Annotated in this window: 16 protein-coding genes, 1 other RNA gene and 1 pseudogene; 15 read left to right on the top strand and 3 right to left on the bottom strand. The window is 46.4% G+C overall.

All coding sequences use genetic code 11. The features are described 5' to 3' along the window. Position 1: 1 nt before the first annotated feature. From gpmI to NST43_RS32305, 7 genes and pseudogenes are all read left to right on the top strand, one after another. Positions 2 to 1,546 (top strand): 2,3-bisphosphoglycerate-independent phosphoglycerate mutase, encoded by a 1,545-nt coding sequence (gpmI, locus tag NST43_RS32275; protein ID WP_339221530.1) that lies wholly within the window; start codon positions 2 to 4, stop codon positions 1,544 to 1,546. Between the two features lie 75 nt (positions 1,547 to 1,621). Further along, positions 1,622 to 2,908 (top strand): phosphopyruvate hydratase, encoded by a 1,287-nt coding sequence (gene eno / locus NST43_RS32280; protein WP_209994458.1) that lies wholly within the window; start codon positions 1,622 to 1,624, stop codon positions 2,906 to 2,908. 229 nt (positions 2,909 to 3,137) lie between these two features. Then, entirely contained in the window at positions 3,138 to 3,371 is a 234-nt protein-coding gene (secG, locus tag NST43_RS32285) for a preprotein translocase subunit SecG (RefSeq protein WP_036690096.1), read from the top strand. Positions 3,372 to 3,602: 231 nt separating this feature from the next. Beyond that, complete coding sequence (gene rnr / locus NST43_RS32290; protein ID WP_339221532.1) at positions 3,603 to 6,548, top strand: ribonuclease R; 2,946 nt, start codon at positions 3,603 to 3,605, stop codon at positions 6,546 to 6,548. A gap of 178 nt (positions 6,549 to 6,726) precedes the next feature. Beyond that, positions 6,727 to 7,206 (top strand): SsrA-binding protein SmpB, encoded by a 480-nt coding sequence (gene smpB / locus NST43_RS32295; RefSeq protein WP_036690100.1) that lies wholly within the window; start codon positions 6,727 to 6,729, stop codon positions 7,204 to 7,206. A 202-nt stretch (positions 7,207 to 7,408) separates the two neighbouring features. Continuing rightward, positions 7,409 to 7,772, top strand: a transfer-messenger RNA (tmRNA) gene (ssrA, locus tag NST43_RS32300). A 434-nt stretch (positions 7,773 to 8,206) separates the two neighbouring features. Beyond that, a pseudogene (locus NST43_RS32305) lies at positions 8,207 to 8,445 on the top strand (PD-(D/E)XK nuclease family transposase); the annotation flags it as partial. A 20-nt stretch (positions 8,446 to 8,465) separates the two neighbouring features. Here NST43_RS32305 and NST43_RS32310 read toward each other — a convergent pair. Continuing rightward, positions 8,466 to 9,317, bottom strand: a complete 852-nt coding sequence (locus NST43_RS32310; RefSeq protein ID WP_339221534.1) for a hypothetical protein — start codon at positions 9,315 to 9,317, stop codon at positions 8,466 to 8,468. 171 nt (positions 9,318 to 9,488) lie between these two features. On the opposite strand from NST43_RS32310, the gene NST43_RS32315 reads away from it, so the two are divergent. Further along, the gene (locus NST43_RS32315; protein WP_339221536.1) at positions 9,489 to 9,860 is read left to right on the top strand and encodes an Rpn family recombination-promoting nuclease/putative transposase; all 372 of its coding nucleotides are present in this window, start codon (positions 9,489 to 9,491) and stop codon (positions 9,858 to 9,860) included. Between the two features lie 869 nt (positions 9,861 to 10,729). Then, a complete protein-coding gene (locus NST43_RS32320; protein ID WP_339221538.1) occupies positions 10,730 to 11,515 on the top strand; it encodes a nucleotidyltransferase domain-containing protein in 786 nt (261 codons plus the stop codon). 104 nt (positions 11,516 to 11,619) lie between these two features. On the opposite strand, the gene NST43_RS32325 is transcribed toward NST43_RS32320, so the two are convergent. Then, positions 11,620 to 13,491, bottom strand: coding sequence for an alpha/beta fold hydrolase (locus NST43_RS32325; RefSeq protein WP_339221539.1), 1,872 nt, complete (start codon positions 13,489 to 13,491; stop codon positions 11,620 to 11,622). A 62-nt stretch (positions 13,492 to 13,553) separates the two neighbouring features. After that, positions 13,554 to 14,138 (bottom strand): TetR/AcrR family transcriptional regulator, encoded by a 585-nt coding sequence (locus NST43_RS32330; protein WP_339221541.1) that lies wholly within the window; start codon positions 14,136 to 14,138, stop codon positions 13,554 to 13,556. Positions 14,139 to 14,249: 111 nt separating this feature from the next. On the opposite strand from NST43_RS32330, the gene NST43_RS32335 reads away from it, so the two are divergent. The 6 genes from NST43_RS32335 (at position 14,250) to NST43_RS32360 (ending at position 18,665) form a co-directional block, all read left to right on the top strand. After that, a complete protein-coding gene (locus tag NST43_RS32335; RefSeq protein WP_339225575.1) occupies positions 14,250 to 15,503 on the top strand; it encodes a mechanosensitive ion channel family protein in 1,254 nt (417 codons plus the stop codon). A gap of 222 nt (positions 15,504 to 15,725) precedes the next feature. Beyond that, positions 15,726 to 16,487 carry a DNA-binding protein gene (locus NST43_RS32340; RefSeq protein ID WP_339221542.1) on the top strand — a complete coding sequence of 254 codons (762 nt, stop codon included), beginning with the start codon at positions 15,726 to 15,728 and terminating at the stop codon, positions 16,485 to 16,487. Further along, positions 16,474 to 16,632, top strand: a complete 159-nt coding sequence (locus NST43_RS32345; RefSeq protein WP_339221544.1) for a hypothetical protein — start codon at positions 16,474 to 16,476, stop codon at positions 16,630 to 16,632. The genes NST43_RS32340 and NST43_RS32345 overlap by 14 nt, the downstream gene beginning before the upstream one ends. A 125-nt stretch (positions 16,633 to 16,757) precedes the next feature. Continuing rightward, complete coding sequence (locus tag NST43_RS32350; RefSeq protein WP_339221545.1) at positions 16,758 to 16,982, top strand: hypothetical protein; 225 nt, start codon at positions 16,758 to 16,760, stop codon at positions 16,980 to 16,982. 82 nt (positions 16,983 to 17,064) lie between these two features. Further along, positions 17,065 to 17,610, top strand: a complete 546-nt coding sequence (locus NST43_RS32355; protein ID WP_339221547.1) for a DUF6155 family protein — start codon at positions 17,065 to 17,067, stop codon at positions 17,608 to 17,610. A 137-nt stretch (positions 17,611 to 17,747) separates the two neighbouring features. Continuing rightward, positions 17,748 to 18,665 carry a VOC family protein gene (locus NST43_RS32360; RefSeq protein WP_339221549.1) on the top strand — a complete coding sequence of 306 codons (918 nt, stop codon included), beginning with the start codon at positions 17,748 to 17,750 and terminating at the stop codon, positions 18,663 to 18,665. Positions 18,666 to 18,696: the final 31 nt, after the last annotated feature.

Here is an 18,696-nt window from a genome sequence, read left to right on the forward strand (position 1 = left end):
GATGTCAGCTCCAAGACCTGTAGCACTGATTATCATGGACGGCTTTGGATTGCGTAACACGGATGAGGGCAACGCCGTTGCCCAAGCCAACAAGCCGAACTACGACCGTTACCTGAAGCAATATCCGAATACTACGCTAACCGCTTGCGGCGAAGCTGTAGGTCTGCCGGAAGGCCAAATGGGTAACTCTGAAGTAGGGCACCTTAACATTGGAGCCGGCCGAATTGTATACCAGGACCTGACCCGTATCGACAAGTCGATACGTGATGGAGAATTCTTCGATAACGAGACGCTGGTGGCTGCCGTAAGAAGCGCTAAGTCAACCGGCAAAAAGCTTCACCTCTATGCGCTGGTATCCGATGGCGGTGTACACAGCCACATCAATCACCTGTTCGCCATGCTCGATCTGGCCAAAAAAGAAGATCTGCATGAAGTTTATATTCATGCCTTCATGGATGGCCGTGACGTAGCACCTGACAGTGGACAGAAGTTCATTCAGGATCTGGTCGGCAAGATTGAAGAGGTTGGCGTAGGTACGATTGCTACGGTATCCGGACGTTACTTCGCGATGGACCGTGACAAACGCTGGGAACGTGTAGAGAAGGCTTACCGTGCAATGGTATATGGCGAAGGCCCTAAATATACCGATGCCCTTCAGGCCATTACTGCATCCTACCAGAATTCTGTGTTCGATGAATTCGTGGAACCAAGTGTGATTGTGGACAGCCAGAATAACCCGGTAGCGACAGTGGAGAGCGGCGATTCCGTCATTTTCCTTAACTTCCGTCCTGACCGTGCGATTCAGCTGTCACAAGTGTTCACGAACTCGGATTTCCGCGGCTTCGACCGCGGTCCTAAGTTCCCGCAAGGCCTGCACTTCGTATGCCTGACTACCTTCAGTGAGACCGTTCAAGGCTTCGTGGCTTACTCCCCGAAGAACCTGGACAACACGCTCGGTGAAGTACTGGTTCAGCAGAACAAGAAGCAGCTGCGTATTGCGGAAACCGAGAAGTATCCGCATGTGACCTTCTTCTTCAGCGGTGGACGCGATGAGGAGCTTCCTGGTGAGACCCGTATCCTGATCAACTCGCCCAAAGTGGCAACCTATGATCTGCAGCCTGAGATGAGCGCATACGAAGTGGCGGCGGCCTGCGTAGCGGAGATCGAAGCAGACAGACAGGATGCCATTATCCTGAACTTTGCTAACCCTGATATGGTAGGACACTCCGGCATGCTGGAGCCTACAATCAAGGCAGTTGAAGTAACGGACGAATGCGTAGGCAAAGTTGTGGATGCTGTGGTTGCCAAGGGCGGCGTAGCTATTATCATTGCCGACCACGGGAATGCGGATATGGTATTTGATGAGAACGGACGTCCGTTCACAGCCCATACCACCAACCCGGTTCCGTTCATCGTTACCACCGAAAATGTAGTTCTGCGTGAAGCTGGTATTCTGGCAGATGTGGCACCGACAATCCTAGATCTGATGGGACTTCCGCAGCCTGCGGAAATGACCGGACAATCCATGATTGCCAGCCGCAAATAAGCAAGACTCATAGTTCCGTTCCAATAAAGTTCCACTGCAACACCAAACCCAAAGTTAAAAGGAGATTAAACTTACATGACTATTATTTCTGATGTGTATGCACGCGAAGTCCTTGACTCCCGTGGTAACCCTACTGTAGAGGTTGACGTTTATCTGGAATCCGGCGCTAAAGGCCGCGCTATCGTTCCTTCCGGCGCTTCCACTGGCGCTCATGAAGCTGTAGAGCTTCGTGACGGCGACAAATCCCGTTACATGGGTAAAGGCGTTCTGAAAGCTGTTGAGAACGTAAACGAAATTATCGCTCCAGAAGTAATTGGTATGGATGCTCTTGACCAAGTGGGCATCGATAAGCTGATGATCACTTTGGACGGAACTCATAACAAGGGCAAGCTGGGCGCTAACGCAATCCTGGCTGTATCCATGGCTGTAGCACGCGCTGCTGCAACTGCTCTGGACATTCCTTTGTATGTATACCTGGGCGGATTCAACGCTAAAACTCTTCCAGTACCAATGATGAACATCATCAACGGTGGTGAGCATGCCGACAACAACATCGACGTTCAAGAGTTCATGGTTCTTCCTGTAGGAGCTACAAGCTTCAAAGAAGCTCTTCGTACAGGTGCGGAAATCTTCCACAACCTGAAGTCCGTACTGCAATCCAAAGGCCTGAACACAGCTGTTGGCGACGAAGGCGGTTTCGCACCGAACCTGGGTTCCAATGAAGAAGCAATCACTACCATTATCGAAGCGATCGAAAAAGCCGGTTACAAACCAGGCGTTGACGTATTCCTCGGTATGGACGTTGCCTCCACTGAGTTCTACAAAGATGGTAAATACACACTTGCAGGCGAAGGTAAATCTTACACTTCCGCTGAATATGTTGACCTTCTTGCTTCATGGGTTGAGAAGTACCCAATCATCACCATCGAAGACGGCATGTCCGAAGATGACTGGGATGGCTGGAAATTGCTTACTGAAAAATTGGGCGACAAAGTCCAATTGGTGGGTGACGACCTGTTCGTTACGAACACTGAGCGTCTGGCAACAGGTATTGAAAAGGGTATCGGTAACTCCATCCTGGTTAAGGTTAACCAGATTGGTACACTGACTGAAACCTTCGATGCTATCGAAATGGCTAAACGCGCTGGTTACACAGCAGTTATCTCCCACCGTTCCGGTGAATCCGAAGACAGCACCATCGCTGACATCGCTGTTGCGACTAATGCTGGCCAGATCAAGACGGGTGCTCCTTCCCGTACAGACCGTGTGGCTAAATACAACCAACTGCTTCGCATCGAAGATGAGCTGGGCGAATTGGCCCAATACAACGGCCTGAAATCCTTCTACAACCTCAAAAGATAATTCCTTTTGAATATAGGTACAATGAGCCTGCCGGTTTCCGGCAGGCTTTTTTGAAGCTGATATCCGCGATAGAAGGCAAACTTGAGATTTTCATAGTGAGATAAGGCTAGAATGCAGTCTGGAAGGTTGTATTCAATCTATGGCTATGATAAAATGAGAATGCTGTTTATGAAACGGAAATTCTAATTTAGCATAGATAGTGATGCTTGGACGTAGGAGGTGGAAGTGAATGGATATCTTTTTGAAAGTGGTGCTTCTGATTTTTGCCGTAGGTCTGATTGCGGTCGTTCTTCTGCAAAAAGGGAAAAGTGCAGGTCTTTCCGGTGCCATCTCCGGCGGTGCTGAGCATCTCTTCGGTAAAACAAAGGCACGCGGTATGGAGCTAGTGCTGCAGCGTGTAACAGTTGGTCTGGCGGCTGGATTCTTCATCATGTCAATTGTTGTTGCCATTGTTGTTGAATAATTGGTCTACAGTAAGCCTTCGCTCTGTTCTGAATGGAATAGACGGGGGCTTTTTTGTATGCGGATTTAATATTGTGAACATCATAACAGGGATGCCCGGGATTAATTTCGTGTATACTAGGGTATGAAGTATATAAAGGTAAATTTTACTTGAAATGATTACCGTGCAATAGGACAAGGCATACATATATGCCAGTGCATAGGAATGCTGCAGGAGGCTGAGGTGACGAACATGATAACACAAGAAATCTTGCTTGATTTCATGCGGGAGACCGCTTATAAACCACTAACTTATGAAGAACTGGTGAGCCATTTCGCCATTCAGGATAGTGCCGATTTCAAAGCCTTCGAAGCTTTATTGGTGGAACTTGAGAAGGACGGCCGGATCATATTGACCCGCAGCAGCCGCTATGGTGTGCCCGAGCGGATGGATTTGCTGCGCGGACGGCTACAGGTCCATGCGAAGGGTTTTGCTTTTCTGATTCCCGATAACCGGGAGCACCCGGATGTGTATATTCACGCGAACGATCTGAAGGGTGCAATGAACGGCGATATTGTCTTGATCCGTGTTACCTCGAAGAGCCCGTCCGGCGGGCGGATGGAAGGCGAAGTGGAACGGATTCTGATTAGAGGCGTGTCGCAGACGGTGGGTGTCTTCCAGAGCCTGGAGTCCTATGGCTTCGTGCTGCCTGACGATAAGCGGATTAACCGGGATATTTTCATCCCCAAGGAGTCTTTCAAGGGTGCGGTTGACGGGGAAAAGGTGGTTGTCCGCATTGTAAGTTATCCGGAGGGCCGTGCTGCGGCTGAGGGCGAGATCATTGAAATCCTTGGCCATAAGGATGATCCGGGCGTGGATATTCTGTCGGTAATCCGTAAGCATCAGCTTCCGGAGGCTTTCCCGGCTGAGGTGATGACGGAAGCGGAGCAGGCGCCGGATTCCATCACGGATGAAGAGATTATCGAGCAGGGGCGGCGTGATCTGCGCGGGCTCAATATCGTAACGATTGACGGCGCAGATGCCAAGGATCTGGATGATGCGGTCAACGTGGAGCGTCTGGAGAATGGCCATTATAAGCTGGGCGTTCATATTGCTGACGTAGGTTATTATGTGCGCGAAGGCTCTGAGCTGGACAAGGAAGCCTATGACCGCGGGTGCAGTGTGTACCTGGTGGACCGTGTCATTCCGATGCTTCCGCACCGGCTGTCGAACGGCATTTGCAGCTTGAATCCGCAGGTTGACCGTCTGACGATGTCCTGTGAAATGGAATTCGACGAGCAGATGAAGGTTGTGAACCACGATGTCTTCACCAGTGTGATCCGCACGAAGGAGAGAATGACCTACTCCGACGTACGGAAGATTGTGGAGGATAAAGATCCGGAGCTGCTGGAGCGTTATGCTCCGCTGATCGGGGATTTCCGGCTGATGAAGGAGATCGCGATGAAGCTGCGCGATGCCCGGATGCGGCGCGGGGCGGTGGATTTTGATTTTGAAGAGAGCAAGATTATTGTAGATGAGGCCGGTAAGGCTATCGATATTGTAAAACGTGAGCGCTCTGTGGCGGAGCAGATTATTGAGGAATTCATGCTGGCGGCAAATGAGACGGTGGCGGAGCACTTCCACTGGCTGAAGGTTCCGTTCCTGTACCGGATTCATGAGGACCCGGACCCGGAGAAGCTGCAGAACTTCATGGCTTTTGCGGCTAACTTCGGCCATCACGTGAAGGGCCGGGGGAATTCGGTTCACCCGCGCGCCCTCCAGGATCTGCTGGAGCAGATTCAGGGAACGAAGGAGCAGACGGTGATCAGCACGATGATGCTGCGCTCCATGAAGCAGGCGAAGTATGATGCTGAGAGCACGGGGCACTTCGGGCTGGCAGCGGAATTCTATTCCCACTTCACCTCACCGATCCGCCGTTATCCCGATCTGGTCATTCACCGCGTCATGCGTGAGGTGCTTGAGAATGGCGGAGCGCTGAACGAGAAGCGCCATGAATATATGGCTTCCCGGATGCCGGATATTGCCCAGCAGTCCTCGGAACGTGAGCGTGTGGCTGTCGAGGCCGAGCGCGATACCGAGCAGCTGAAGAAAGCGGAGTTCATGCAGGACAAGGTTGGCGAGGAATTCGACGCCATGATCAGCAGCGTGACCAGCTTCGGGATGTTCATTGAGCTGGACAATACGGTCGAAGGTCTTATTCGCCTCAGTGCGCTGACAGATGATTACTACCACTTCGATGAAGCTCATATGGCGCTGATCGGTGAGCGCACCTCCAAGGTCTTCCGCATCGGTGATGAAGTGAAGATCCGCGTCGCCAAGGTCAACATGGATGACCATACCATCGACTTCGAGTTGTTGGATATGAAGCCGCGCTCGGCTGGCGATCACCGGAATTACGGTGGTCGCGGCGGCAAAGGCGGCCGTCCGGGCGCCGGAGGCCTCAGCAAGCCGTTCGCCGGCAAGGCTGGAGGCGGCAAGGGCCGTGGCGGTAAAGGCAAGCCCGGCAGTGCTGCTGCCGGAGGCAAGAACGGCGCCGCCAAGAAGAAGGGCGGCGCGGGTACGGGCGGCAGCTTCGGCGCTGCCGGGAAGAACGGTGCCCCTGCTGCAGCAGGCGGAAGCCTCGGCGCCGTTACTGCAGGCGCCGGGAACGGGCCGCGCGCAGACGGAGCGGCGGCGTGGGACATCGCCGGCGCAGCAGGCAGCGGCCGCAAGCGCGGCCGCGGGCCGGAAGCGGCAGCGCGGCGCGGGCTTGCCGCCGCAGGCGCAGCGGGCGGCGGCAAGGCGGACCGCCGGGGCGAAGCCGGCGGGTCTGGCGCTCCGCGCGAGGGCGGCAGAGGCCGCGGCGCGGAGGCCGGTGGCGGTGCCGGGGGACGCGGCATCGCTTTCGGCTTTGGCTCGGGCAAGGGCGGCTACGGCGCGCCGAGCGGTGGCGGGTCTGAGCAGGCGGGCGGTGACCTGCGCGGCGTAGACGCGAGCACACGGTTCCGCAGCCGCGAGGATCTCGGGGCTGACGGCCGCGGCGCGGCGCCGGAAGGCAAGGGCAGCCGCAAGAAGAAAGGCGGCGTGTTCATTAGCCCCTCCGTGACGCCAGGCAACGTGGGGTCCGCAGGCCAGGCCGGAGCTGACACTGGCGAGATGAGCGGGCGCCGTAAGCGTAAGAAGAAACCTAAGGCGTAGGCTGAATGATATGAGGCACTGTTTCCTTTAGGGGAACAGTGCTTTTTAATAAGAATTAGGCTTCACACGACCACAGCATAGAGCGATCCTTCCTTGCGCTGGCAGCTCCGCTTTTGATACAATATAGACCTGGTGTCCATGAAGGATTGCCGGGAATTCGATTCAAGGAGTGACGCTCATGGGTAAAAAAGCAGACGGGAAAGTGCTCGCCCAGAACAAAAAAGCTTCCCATGACTATTTTATTGAGGACACCTACGAAGCTGGTTTGGTTCTTACAGGTACAGAGATCAAATCGCTGCGTAATGGCCGCGCCAACATAGGGGATGCGTTCGCTACGATCCGTAATGGTGAGATTCATATCCACAACATGCATATCAGTCCTTTTGAACAGGGAAACCGCGCCAATCCTACCGACCCTACGCGTACACGTAAGCTGCTTATGCATAAGGAGCAGATACACAAGCTGCTGGGCTCATCCAAACGGGATGGCTTCACCATTGTGCCGCTTAAGATATATGTGCGTAATGGCTATGCCAAGCTGCTGATTGGTCTGGGTAAAGGTAAGAAGGAATACGACAAACGGGATTCCGCCGCGAAGCGAGACGCTCAGCGTGATATCCAGCGTGTGTTGCGCGACAAACAGAAGGTGGCCAGATAGACTGACTTCTGCACCAGCGCCAAATGGTTCCAGATTCAACCTTCAATTCCTTTAACCCACGTGTTAAAGTGTTGATAAATGTGCTATACTGGGTAAGTAGATTTTTTGCTTCTGAACAGCCATCTTAAGTCAGATCGCTGTGTACCGGATCAGCATTTGTGCTTGTGATTGATCCGTTAATCCGAAGCGCCCTTTCTAATAAGGGGCCGTTCTTGGATTCGACGGGGATAGTTCGAGCATGAGTAGCGAGTAGTGGGGACGCGTCCGCTTCATCAACGCTAAAGCCTATTAAACGGCAAACAACAAAACAACTACGCTTTCGCAGCCTAAGAAACTGTGTGCGTGCTTCTACTCTGCATCGTCCATGTGACAGGGCTAGGGGCTAACAAATAGTGGAATACGCTGTCTCATCTCCGCCTGGGGTGAGCTGAAGAAGATAATCAGGCTGACCCGAAGGGGACCCGGTTACGGGGGCTTCTAGGGTGACATCAAAACTGTAACTACACTCGTAGAAGCTTATGTGCCGTTATCTTCGGACAGGGGTTCGACTCCCCTCGGCTCCATATGGAGTATCAGTGAAAGACACCTTAAGGGGTGTCTTTTTTCATTTCAGAGGCTGTTTGGACTATATGTGGTGGTTAAAAAGCTTGCTATGCCACTGTTTCTGGGGCTTGCTGTTAATGGGTACAGTGAGTTTCACTGAGGCTATACGGAGACAGGAGGTTTTGGCCGCCACGTAACCAGTGATAAAAAAACCCTTCGGTGTGTGTTTTCGCCTTCCATACCCATCATCCGCACCTCGATTCTTTAATACTACTTCTCAAAGTACCTCTCTAAAGCCTCCAAAGCTTCTCTGTTATTCAATTACTCTAATTTGCACATATCTGTACCTAAAATATTTCAAACGACAACCTGAGTCAATCTGAGCGCTTTTACGTATCTTTGCAAGGTTCAGAACCCTTGAAAAATGATATAATAATAATGAATGGAACTGATACCGATGGATTTGCTGGACCTGCGTGTGGATTTTGTATTTAAACGGATATTTGGCGGCGAGAACAATAAGGATGTGCTGCTGGCGTTTTTTAACCGAATTTTCACCGAAGCTGGCGAGCCGCGGCTGACTGAGATCATCCTGATGAACCCTTATACGGATAAAGACGATCCGCTCGACAAACAATCCATTTTTGATGTGTTTATGCCAAGACCTCTGGAGGTAATTTGATTGATATAGAGATGTACGAGTGTAGTTAGGTCAATCATAGCTTGCTGTATATGTATTCATTTTCTTCATCATAATCCATACGGTCCACATAAATTTTTTCTTTATTTGACAGTAACTTTCCGAAACATTTTTCTTCTATTGATGTTCTTTTTTCAAAATAGATCATAAGATCCTCTCGACCAGATACCTGATGTATCCTTCCGTATACCGAATTCTTTAAATATTCCACCATCCAGTCAATCCAGTCAGGATATAATTCATTATTGTCGGACACTCGCTCTAATGCTACTTTGTTGATTTGTTCTTTTAGGTCATCGGGATATAGGTAGAAAATCAATGGATTAAGGGGCCTCAATATCTGCTCAACCTCTAAAATATAATCCATCATTTGTTGTTCATCGCAATCCATTGTTCGCATAAGTTCATTTAAGATTTGCTGGAAAATAACGTTTTCGAACACATATACTTGATCAGAAGTAAGGGCTTGTTCAACAAATGCGGTTATTCTACTTATTAATGCCAGCATAAAACGGTCGGTCTCTAAATTTCCATTATCGGCTACATACTGCCCCAATAGAGCTTTAATTATCGGAAATTCTTTGACATCAGGAAGAAAAATGCAATACCAACCATTATAGATTTTTACTTTATTTCTAAGTACTTCTTCATAAATAGAATAATTCTGTATAACAGCTTCGAATTCTTTCTCTGTCATTACTGCGGTCATTCTTACGTCACAGGGGTTCTCAATAGTGGAGTCCATATGATATTCGAAAAAAACCACAGCGTTTATATTATTCATATTCAAGTTGTTGTATAGATTCCATGCACATGCTGATTTTCCGCTACCATGAATTCCTTCAAAGTTGATAAATCTTGTATTCATGTTAACACCCCATTCCAATTTTGTGTTTTTCGAAGCGAGCTGCATATCAATTTAATTTATCTATCCGAAAATAAGTGCAACGGTCTAAAATTTTGCCGGCTGCTTATAATTATATATTTTGGAAGATTGTGGTGCAAGGGGAAGAAAAACTGATAGTTATTCATTCCCTAGGTGCATTACCTGGAGTTGCCGATGCTAGAACGTAGTATTCCGTCTGAAGGCGGACTGATCAATTGGTTACTGTTTCTGAAGGGTGCTGATACATCACAATGGGAGGTGCTGAAGATGAATGAGCCAGGATTGGAAAAGGCCATGGATACTCTGCAATATCTAAGTCAGGATTCGGATGCTAGACGGTTGTATGAGGCCAGACAGAAGTATTTGCATGATGAGGCTTCTATGCTGGGAAGTGCAGAAATGGCGGGTATAAAAAAAGGTAAAATAGAAGTTGCCCAGAATTTGTTGGCTATGGGAATGGATCATGCTGCTGTCGCTAAAGCAACTGGTCTAAGTGAGGATGAAGTTCGGTCTATAAGGTTTTAATATCCCTATTCTTTCAGCTGATCATGTGACAGGGCTAGGAGCTAACAAATAGTGGAATACGCTGTCTCATCTCCGCCTGGGGTGAGCTGAAGAAGATAATCAGGCTGACCCGAAGGGGACCCGGTTACGGGGGGCTTCTAGGGTGACATCAAAACTGTAACTACACTCGTAGAAGCTTATGTGCCGTTATCTTCGGACAGGGGTTCGACTCCCCTCGACTCCATATGGAGTAAAGTAGAAGACACCTTTAGGGGTGTCTTTTTTCACTTCTGTGGCTGTTTATAATTATCGTTTTCAGTCAGCCCAAATGTGGGGTTACACAGGTATCCACTATTACTTTTACTTAAAAAGACTTATTCCAACAGTAACTCTTTAACCCTGAATATGCTGAGCTTTGTCCAGACTTGCTCCAATATGCAGAAAGTACCTTTGCTGGTACAGATGAGAACGGGAATACGTATTTAAACAGTGCCTTGCTTATTTTTCCGATGTCCCCGTCTTTAAAAGTTCGAAAAGTTATCCCCATGAGTATTCTCCTTGTTAGATATAATTAAGTTGTTATATATATTCAATTTTATATTTTGGGTGTCCGTAGTGCGAGAGAAAGAATGAATAATATCCTTTTTTTAGGTTCTCCCCTCACTAACAAGTTATTAACCCAACTATACCAAATATCCCTTTACGGGGGGCTTCTAGGTGACATCAAAACTTGATTTTTAGATGGAACTAAACTAACTGGCAGTTATCTATAACACGATTGATTCATTCGGGGGATTGCGGGAATTTCAAAAGTGGAATATTATTATTTATGATTAATGTATTGGCTTACTAATTAATGTTTATATTAATTTAATTGGAGTGGATGTATTATGTATCCCCATCATCAAGCTGCCATTGATGCCATCACCAACAAGCTTAAAGCCAGACCCGACGTACAAGGGATCATCATCGGGGGTTCCGTGGCGCATGGCTTTGCCAACGAAACCTCTGATATCGACATTATGATCGTCCTTTCTGAAGAGGATTACAAGAAAGCTTGTTCCATCCATAATCTTGGGTATTTCGAAACGGAATCTTGTTCTTATGAAGGCGGTTACGTGGACGGGAAAGTTGTATCCGCTTCCTACATCAAGCAAGTGGCCGAATCCGGCAGCGATCCTGCTAAGTTCGCATTCCAGGATGCGTTCGTCACCTATTCCAATATTGAGGGGTTGGAACAGTTGGTCCAAGACGCTCCCCGATATCCGGTGGAGAAAAAGGCAGAGAACATGCAGAAGTTCTATGCACAATTCGAAACCTGGAAATGGTATTATTACGAAGGACTGAAACGCAACAATCGTTTATTAATCGACTACTGTTTGACCCACTATGCCTTTTTCGCAGGTAGGTTGATTTTGGTACACAACGAAACGCTGTTCCCTTCTTATAAGTGGTTCTTAAAGGTTCTGGAAGGGGCCCAAAAGAAGCCGGAGAATTTGTTGGCGGACATCCATCGGGTACTGGAAGAACGAACGCCGGAAGCCGTCGAGAATCTGTACGAGAGTATTGTGGAATTTAATAACTGGTATCAGGCAGAGCATCATTGGACGGTTCAGTTCATGATGGATAGCCAGCTGAACTGGATGGACGGACCGGTTCCGGTTCTCGATTTATAAACTGTTCCGCCACCTCACCAAAAATCCTGATCATCATGCCGCGGCGAATTGTGGATCTGCCAAGCCATGGTTCGGCTCCATATGGAGTACAAGCAGAAGACACCTTATCGGGTGTCTTTTTTCATTTCTGTGGATGTATTACCTAGTACATAAGAAGCCGTTTCCCGTGGATGGTTAAGAGGAAAATGATGACCATAGGGAACAACATCAATCTTACCAAGCTGTACTGGAGCAGAATAGCGCCGATCTTGATCGCCCCAAATAATATGAAGATTAGACCCCGGTACTTTGGTGAAATCCCCCTGATAATTTTTCGACAGGAAACGGTTGAGCTGAAGAGTTGTATTTACAATTCTAGGCGAAGTGAAGCTACTGCGTACTTTGGCAATATAATGTTTCGGAATGCTCTCTGTGGTTTCAAACAGACCATGACCAATTAAATAACGTTCTAATGAATTAGCCGTTGCTAATTTCAATGCCCACTTGTTCAACAATTGAGGAGCATTGAACGATTTGGAATTTTTTTTGGCAACAGGTGGCTGAAGTAAAGTAATAGTATTCTTCGTATCTAGGTACTCTCGCGCTAACGCTTCCAGCAGAATAACCGCTCCGAAGGAATGGCCAATCCAATGTGCGCCATGAGCAGCTTTTCCTGATAACTCCTTAACTACATTCAAATAGAGATCTATAAGATTTATCTCATGCTTAAAAGGGGAACGTCCTAAACCCGGGAGATCCGGAATCCATACAGGTTGACCCGTTTGTTCATGAAGCTCTAGCCCTAAAGGAAATAAATCCTCTCCATCACTCAACAAACCATGGAATAAAATAAATGGCCGACCCTCTCCTTGTATTTGATGAATCACAGTGTTTCCGGTTAATGTTCGTTCATATGCATGATTATGCTGGTCATTTGGGTACATCAAGCGATAATCCAAATCTGCGACTACGGCCGGGAAAAAATTCATAACACTCGTCTTAGTAAACCAATCTGCTCCCATGACTTTTTTCGGTAAATCATTTGAAAACTTTCGATTTGTAATAAAGTTCAGTCCATCCGATGGAATTTGTGTGATTTTACTGAGCCCGCTGTTCATAAGTGCCTTCATGAAGCGAAGGGGCACAGAGATTGTAGGTGCGGCCATATTCATACTTTCTGACATCACGCCTAATAATTCAGATATATCCGGGTCCAGCGGTTGATCTGGAACAAGTGTATAGGTTTGAATAGACGATGGCACCAGCTTAACAACCTGAACAATAAACTTCGCCAGCGCATCGTTTGAAATAAGCGGTAATTTATACCCTTTGCCTCCAGGAATAACTGGCATCAGCCCTCTTCGCATACTCTCCACAAGCAAGCCTAAGCCGGCTACTTGCTCCGTACTCCCTGTTGTACTGCTGCCGACTACAGTTGGTGGATTAATCACAGACAGCGGATAGCCTACTGAGGATGCCTGCTGGCGAATATACAGATCTGCTAGAAATTTTGTTCTTTCATACGGATTTTTTATTTTCAAATAGTCGTGCCCTTCTTGGAACACATCAATCGCAACCTTGCTATTACTATCATCAAAAGGGGTCATATATCCAACTACATGAATAAACTGCTGCAAACCCTTCAATTGATGAATACGTTTAGCGAATTCACTGATATGCTTGGCACCGTTTAAAAATACAGAGGTTGCCTCTTGCGTTGTCGCTTGAATATCCATTTGTCCGCCTGCGTGAATAATAACATCTGTGTTCAATACCTTATCCTTATCTTCATCGCTTAAACCTAAATCTGTTTTGGTCAAATCACCTTCAATAAAGTGCATGGCTACCTCGTTTAAAAACCCTTTTTTCTGAAAAACACGTGTTGCTTTACTTTTCGACCTCACTAAAAGAAAAATCATAACATCTTCTTTAAGAAGCTCCTCTACAAGTTGCCTCCCGATAAAACCTGTTCCGCCTGTCAAAAATATGGTTCTCATATCATCCGCGCTCCTTTTTTAGTACTGATTGGTACTAATTTTGTGTAAAAAAAATGCTTCGCTTATCGAAGCAAGTTGAAAAAGTGGCTGGCTGTTCTCGTGATCACCGTTGCATCCTTCAATGTCTCTGAAAGAAACAGCGCTCCTTCAAGATTCGTTATAAAAAGTGCTGCTACCTCGTCTATATGAATCGTTTCTCTAAACTCGCCTTTTTCTGCTCCTTGTTGTAGCAATAGAGAGATTTTCGTTTGTAATCCTGTGAAAAAGAGACCTATTTTTTCCTTGATGTGCGTAGCTTGTGCAGGACTTTGAATATAAAGAGTAATAAATGGACAGCTCCCCTTATACTCTCTTGACTGAACTCCCTCCGATAATTGCTTTAAAAACATCTGGACACGATCTTCAACAGATAACTGGTTCTGAGAAAGGATTTGATCTATTGCCCGCTCATACGTTTCAATCCAATAATCAACGACTCCTGCTAACAATTCTTCCTTATCAGTGAAGTGATAATACACATTAGATTTGGATACTTTGCTTACACGTACTAATTCATCCATACTTGTATAAGCAAATCCCTTTTCTAAAAATAAGGCTGCCGCTACTTCAATCACACGTTTTTGATTCAATACTTTTACCTTTGTCATGACTAGAACTATACAGTACTAAATTATGTGTTGCAAGTATTTTTATTTTTGCATAGCACCTAACAATCCTCTATAATTGTAGGCTACTATGCACCCAGTCAGGAGGAAATGATGAACTTTATACAAGAACACCTTGCAGGATATGGCGTGAGCGAGCAGATGGTTGTTTATCTCTCGAACATCATTATGGTTTTATGTATTGCTTTACTCTCTATAGTGGCTAATCTTGTTGCCAAAAAAATCGTACTGAAGATCATCATCCATATCATTAATAACAACCGGTATACGTGGGATAATTTCTTTTTGGAGAAAAAAGTGTTTCACAAGCTGTCGCATCTCGCTCCGGCCTTTATCATCTATTACGCTGCACCAATTTTTCCGCTGTATCAGTCTTTCATTGTAAAGTTCGCCTTAGCTTATATGATTATTGTAACGATCACGGTGTTTAATGCCCTGCTTGATGCCATCGATGCTATTTATCGTACGTATGAGGTGTCCAAGTTGAGGCCGATCAGGGGCTACATTCAGGTTGCGAAGATTATACTGTATATTATTGGTGCGATTGTGGTGATTTCTAACCTTATGGGTCAGAATCCGCTGATTCTGCTTAGTGGACTGGGCGCGTTATCCGCTGTTCTTATGTTAGTGTTCAAAGATTCGATATTGGGCCTCGTGGCAGGTATTCAATTATCTTCTAACGATATGGTTCGTGTAGGCGACTGGATTGAAATGCCTAAATATAATGCCGACGGTAATGTAATTGACATTACGCTGAATACGGTAAAGGTGATGAATTTCGATAAAACCATTACTATGATTCCGAGCTATGCCCTGATCTCAGACTCTTTTAAAAATTGGCGGGGGATGGAGGCCTCCGGGGGCAGAAGGATTAAACGTAGTGTCTGTATTGATACAAGCAGCATATGTTTTTGTACCAAAGAAATGATTGAGGAGTTCCAAAAGGTTCACTATCTTAGCGATTATGTCCTGACAAGATTAGATGAAATTAACACCTATAATATCGAACATCATATCAATAGGGAGAGCAAAGTGAACGGGCGACAACTAACGAATATCGGGGTGTTCCGGGAATATGTCCAAGAATATCTTCGCAATCATCCCAAAATTCATAAGGATATGACGCTCATTGTCAGGCAGTTAGCACCAGGAGACAGCGGACTGCCTTTAGAAATTTATGCGTTCAGCAATGAGACTACCTGGGGTGTGTATGAGTCCGTCCAGTCGGATATCTTTGATCACATTTTTGCGATTATCCCTCTGTTTGGACTTCGCGTTTTCCAGAACCCTACGGGCCAGGATATTGTTAATTTAAAAGAGAGAAAAGAGTATTCGGCGGGATATTGAGGACATGACATATGGAAAATTACAAACAGGCCCTTTGGGGTCTTTTTTTATTTAAAACTTTTATTGATTGCAGTTGTTTATATGCTAATCCGTATACTCATAATGTTAATGGCATAGATAAACTTATCATAAATGGTTAGCGATAATCATAAATTAATAATTAGTGATATTGATAAATCGTAAATTTAGCGTTAGAATGGGGGAATAAAGGAGATGAACCTTATGAGTAAAGTTCTTTTCGATCTTACCCAACAACAAATTAATATAGGCTATAAAGAACAGAATGAAGGGATTCTTGAAAAGGAAACTGAATTTCTCTTCAATATGATTTATAAAACGTTCTTGGTTGCTTTTTCAGACAAGGTTGCTGCAATTAAAATGGATATGCAAACTTTGAGTTTAACGCCCAGCTATCTCTTTTCTGAAGAACATAAAGGCAATTTAATTAAGTGGCTTAGTCGCTTCTCACAAATGGAATTTCCTGCATCTGATTTGGAGTTTGGGAAATTGAAAATAGATTTTGAACATTGGTATATGCAACTAGGCGGAGAAAAGATTGAATTTGTTTTTGTTGAACACTATCTTTTGACACCATCTGAAGCAGCTGCTGCTTTAAATATTTCTACGGTCACATTGCAAAAATATATTAAACAAGGACTAGACTGTATTGATACGGAAAAGCATCGTAAAATTCCAAAGTATGCTATAGAACTTCTTAAAGATCCTATCTATGGTATACGTATGCAGATCCTTGCGCAGGAAAAGAAAAAAGGTAAGCAGTCAAAAGAGGAGCGGGCTAAAGAAATTGCTCTGGAGCTGATGGAGCTTCGACTAAAATATAAAGGTAAAACGTTTAAGGAAGCATTTGCAGACTACAATGGTGATGAAATGGATGATCCAACGGATTACCATCGGTGGTTAGACCTCGAAGAGGAATTAGCTGAAATTATGAAGCTCAGCGGAGGTGCAAATGACGCAAAGTAAGATTGAGCAATTAGCTAACAAAAAACTCTTACCCGCAAATCTATTTAATATTACAGCTCAATTCGGTCATTTGCTGGAGACTTATCCTAATGTTCCAGGGATTCAGGTATATATGGTAATTTCAAAAGGAATACAAATAAGTTAGATGTACTTTTTCCTTTAAAAGAACATCCTGTACACGGCATTACTGATTTACATGCGTTAGAATCATACGACGATGCTGGTTATGTTCGAAGATACACTTATAGCTGGAAAATTATCATTCCAAAGATGGGCATCAGTCTGCATCATATATCAGCTTGGGGCAACGACCCTCATGATTTGCCGGATACACCTGAAGAGTTCAAGGTAATTACCGAACCTCATCACCATCATCATATTCCTGGCAACCGGAGGCACAGAAAAGAGAATTGGGATGTGCATACTCTGGAAGAAGCGTTTAATTATATAGAGCCTTATATAGTTAATGGCATCGAATATATAGGCGATAATTAGAGAGACTGCTCTAAGTGAGGATGAAATCCGTACTATAAAGTTGTTATAGTATACCTTGAAAGCCATAGAGAGGAGTGTTTCAGTGCCGAAGCTAAGAAAAACAACACTCAAAAAGCATCTGAACCAATTTACGAAGGAAGAGCTTGTTGAAGAAATTATGAATCTGGTGAAGCAGCAACCGATGCTTGAGGAATATTACATATCATTGTTAACTCCAAATGAGGAAGAGATTCTGAATAAATACAAGAAAATAATTGAGAAGCAATTTGGCGACAGAGGAGAGGTTCTGCGTTACCCTGTTATCAAGCAGGCGATCAAGGACTTCAGTAAAGTCTCCACCAATAAGGAGCAAATTGCGGAGATCATGGTGTTCACAGTGGAGTGTGGGGTGGACTTCACCCGGGCTTACGGAGATATCGATGAGCGGTTCTATCTGACGGTGTCCAGTATTTATAGACAAGCGTTGGAATACATTGTGAAAAATGATTTGGAAGAAATATTCGTAGGCCGTTGCAGAAGGTTGGTGGAACGTAGTCAGGGCATTGGCTGGGGCTTTGGAGATGCAATGGTCGAATTCTATTACGACTATTTAGGGCACATGGAGGAAGAGGAAGAGACAGAGGATTAGACTGTGCGAGCTAGGCCGGAGGCCCTGCAACGTTTTCCAATATAAAGAATAAAGGAGCCTCTCCGTAGTGTATAATAAAGCAAATTAAAGCCCCTATCCCTGGTTCGGAACGGACAGGAAACTGAGGAGGAATCGTTGTGGCCAGCATCAGACAGAGAATTGTCCTGCATCTATGGTATGACAAGGAGGCGGCAGAAGCCGCCCGCTTTTACGCTTCTGTGTTCCCGGAGTCCAAGGTAACGAGTGTGACCACCATTCAGGATACGCCGTCCGGCGATGCGGATCAGGTCTCTTTTGAGGTCTGGGGGCAGCCGTTCATGGCGATCAGCGGAGGTCCTTATTTCAAGCTGAATCCGTCGGTGTCTTTCTTTGTGAATTTTGATCCCTCCCGCGACCAGGATGCAGCAGGCAGACTGGATGAGGTGTGGGACAAGCTGTCTGAGGGCGGTACTGCCTTGATGCCGCTCGGCAAGTATCCGTTCAGTGAGCGGTACGGCTGGATTCAGGATAAGTTCGGAGTGTCCTGGCAGCTGATTCTAACGAATCCGGAGGGTGAGGAGCGGCCTGCGATTATTCCTTCCTTGTTGTTCGTCGGGGATCAATGCGGGAAGGCGGAGGAAGCAATGTCCTTCTATCTGTCCGTATTCAAGGAGTCGCGCCAAGGGCTTATTGCCCGCTACCCGGCAGGCTCTGCGCCGGATCAGGAAGGAACGGTGATGTTCGCGGACTTCATGCTGGAGAACCTGTGGTTCACGGTCATGGACAGTGCGCATAATCATCAGTTCAGCTTCAATGAAGCCGTCTCCTTCATGGTATCCTGCGATTCTCAGGAAGAGATTGACTACTACTGGGACAAGCTGTCCGCAGTTCCTGAAGCCGAGCAATGCGGCTGGCTGAAGGATGCCTTCGGCATCTCCTGGCAGATTGTTCCCTCAGAGATGAATGAGATGATGAAGAAGGGCACGCCGGAGCAGCTGGCGCGTGTGACGAAGGCTTTTTTGCAGATGAAGAAGTTCGAGCTTGCGGAGCTGCGTAAGGCCTATAAGGGAGAATAAGAGCGACAACTTGCTGGAATACCAACACAAG

It is taken from the genome of Paenibacillus sp. FSL H8-0332 (assembly GCF_037963835.1).
In the GTDB taxonomy this organism is placed as follows: Bacteria; Bacillota; Bacilli; order Paenibacillales; family Paenibacillaceae; genus Paenibacillus_AQ; species Paenibacillus_AQ rhizoplanae.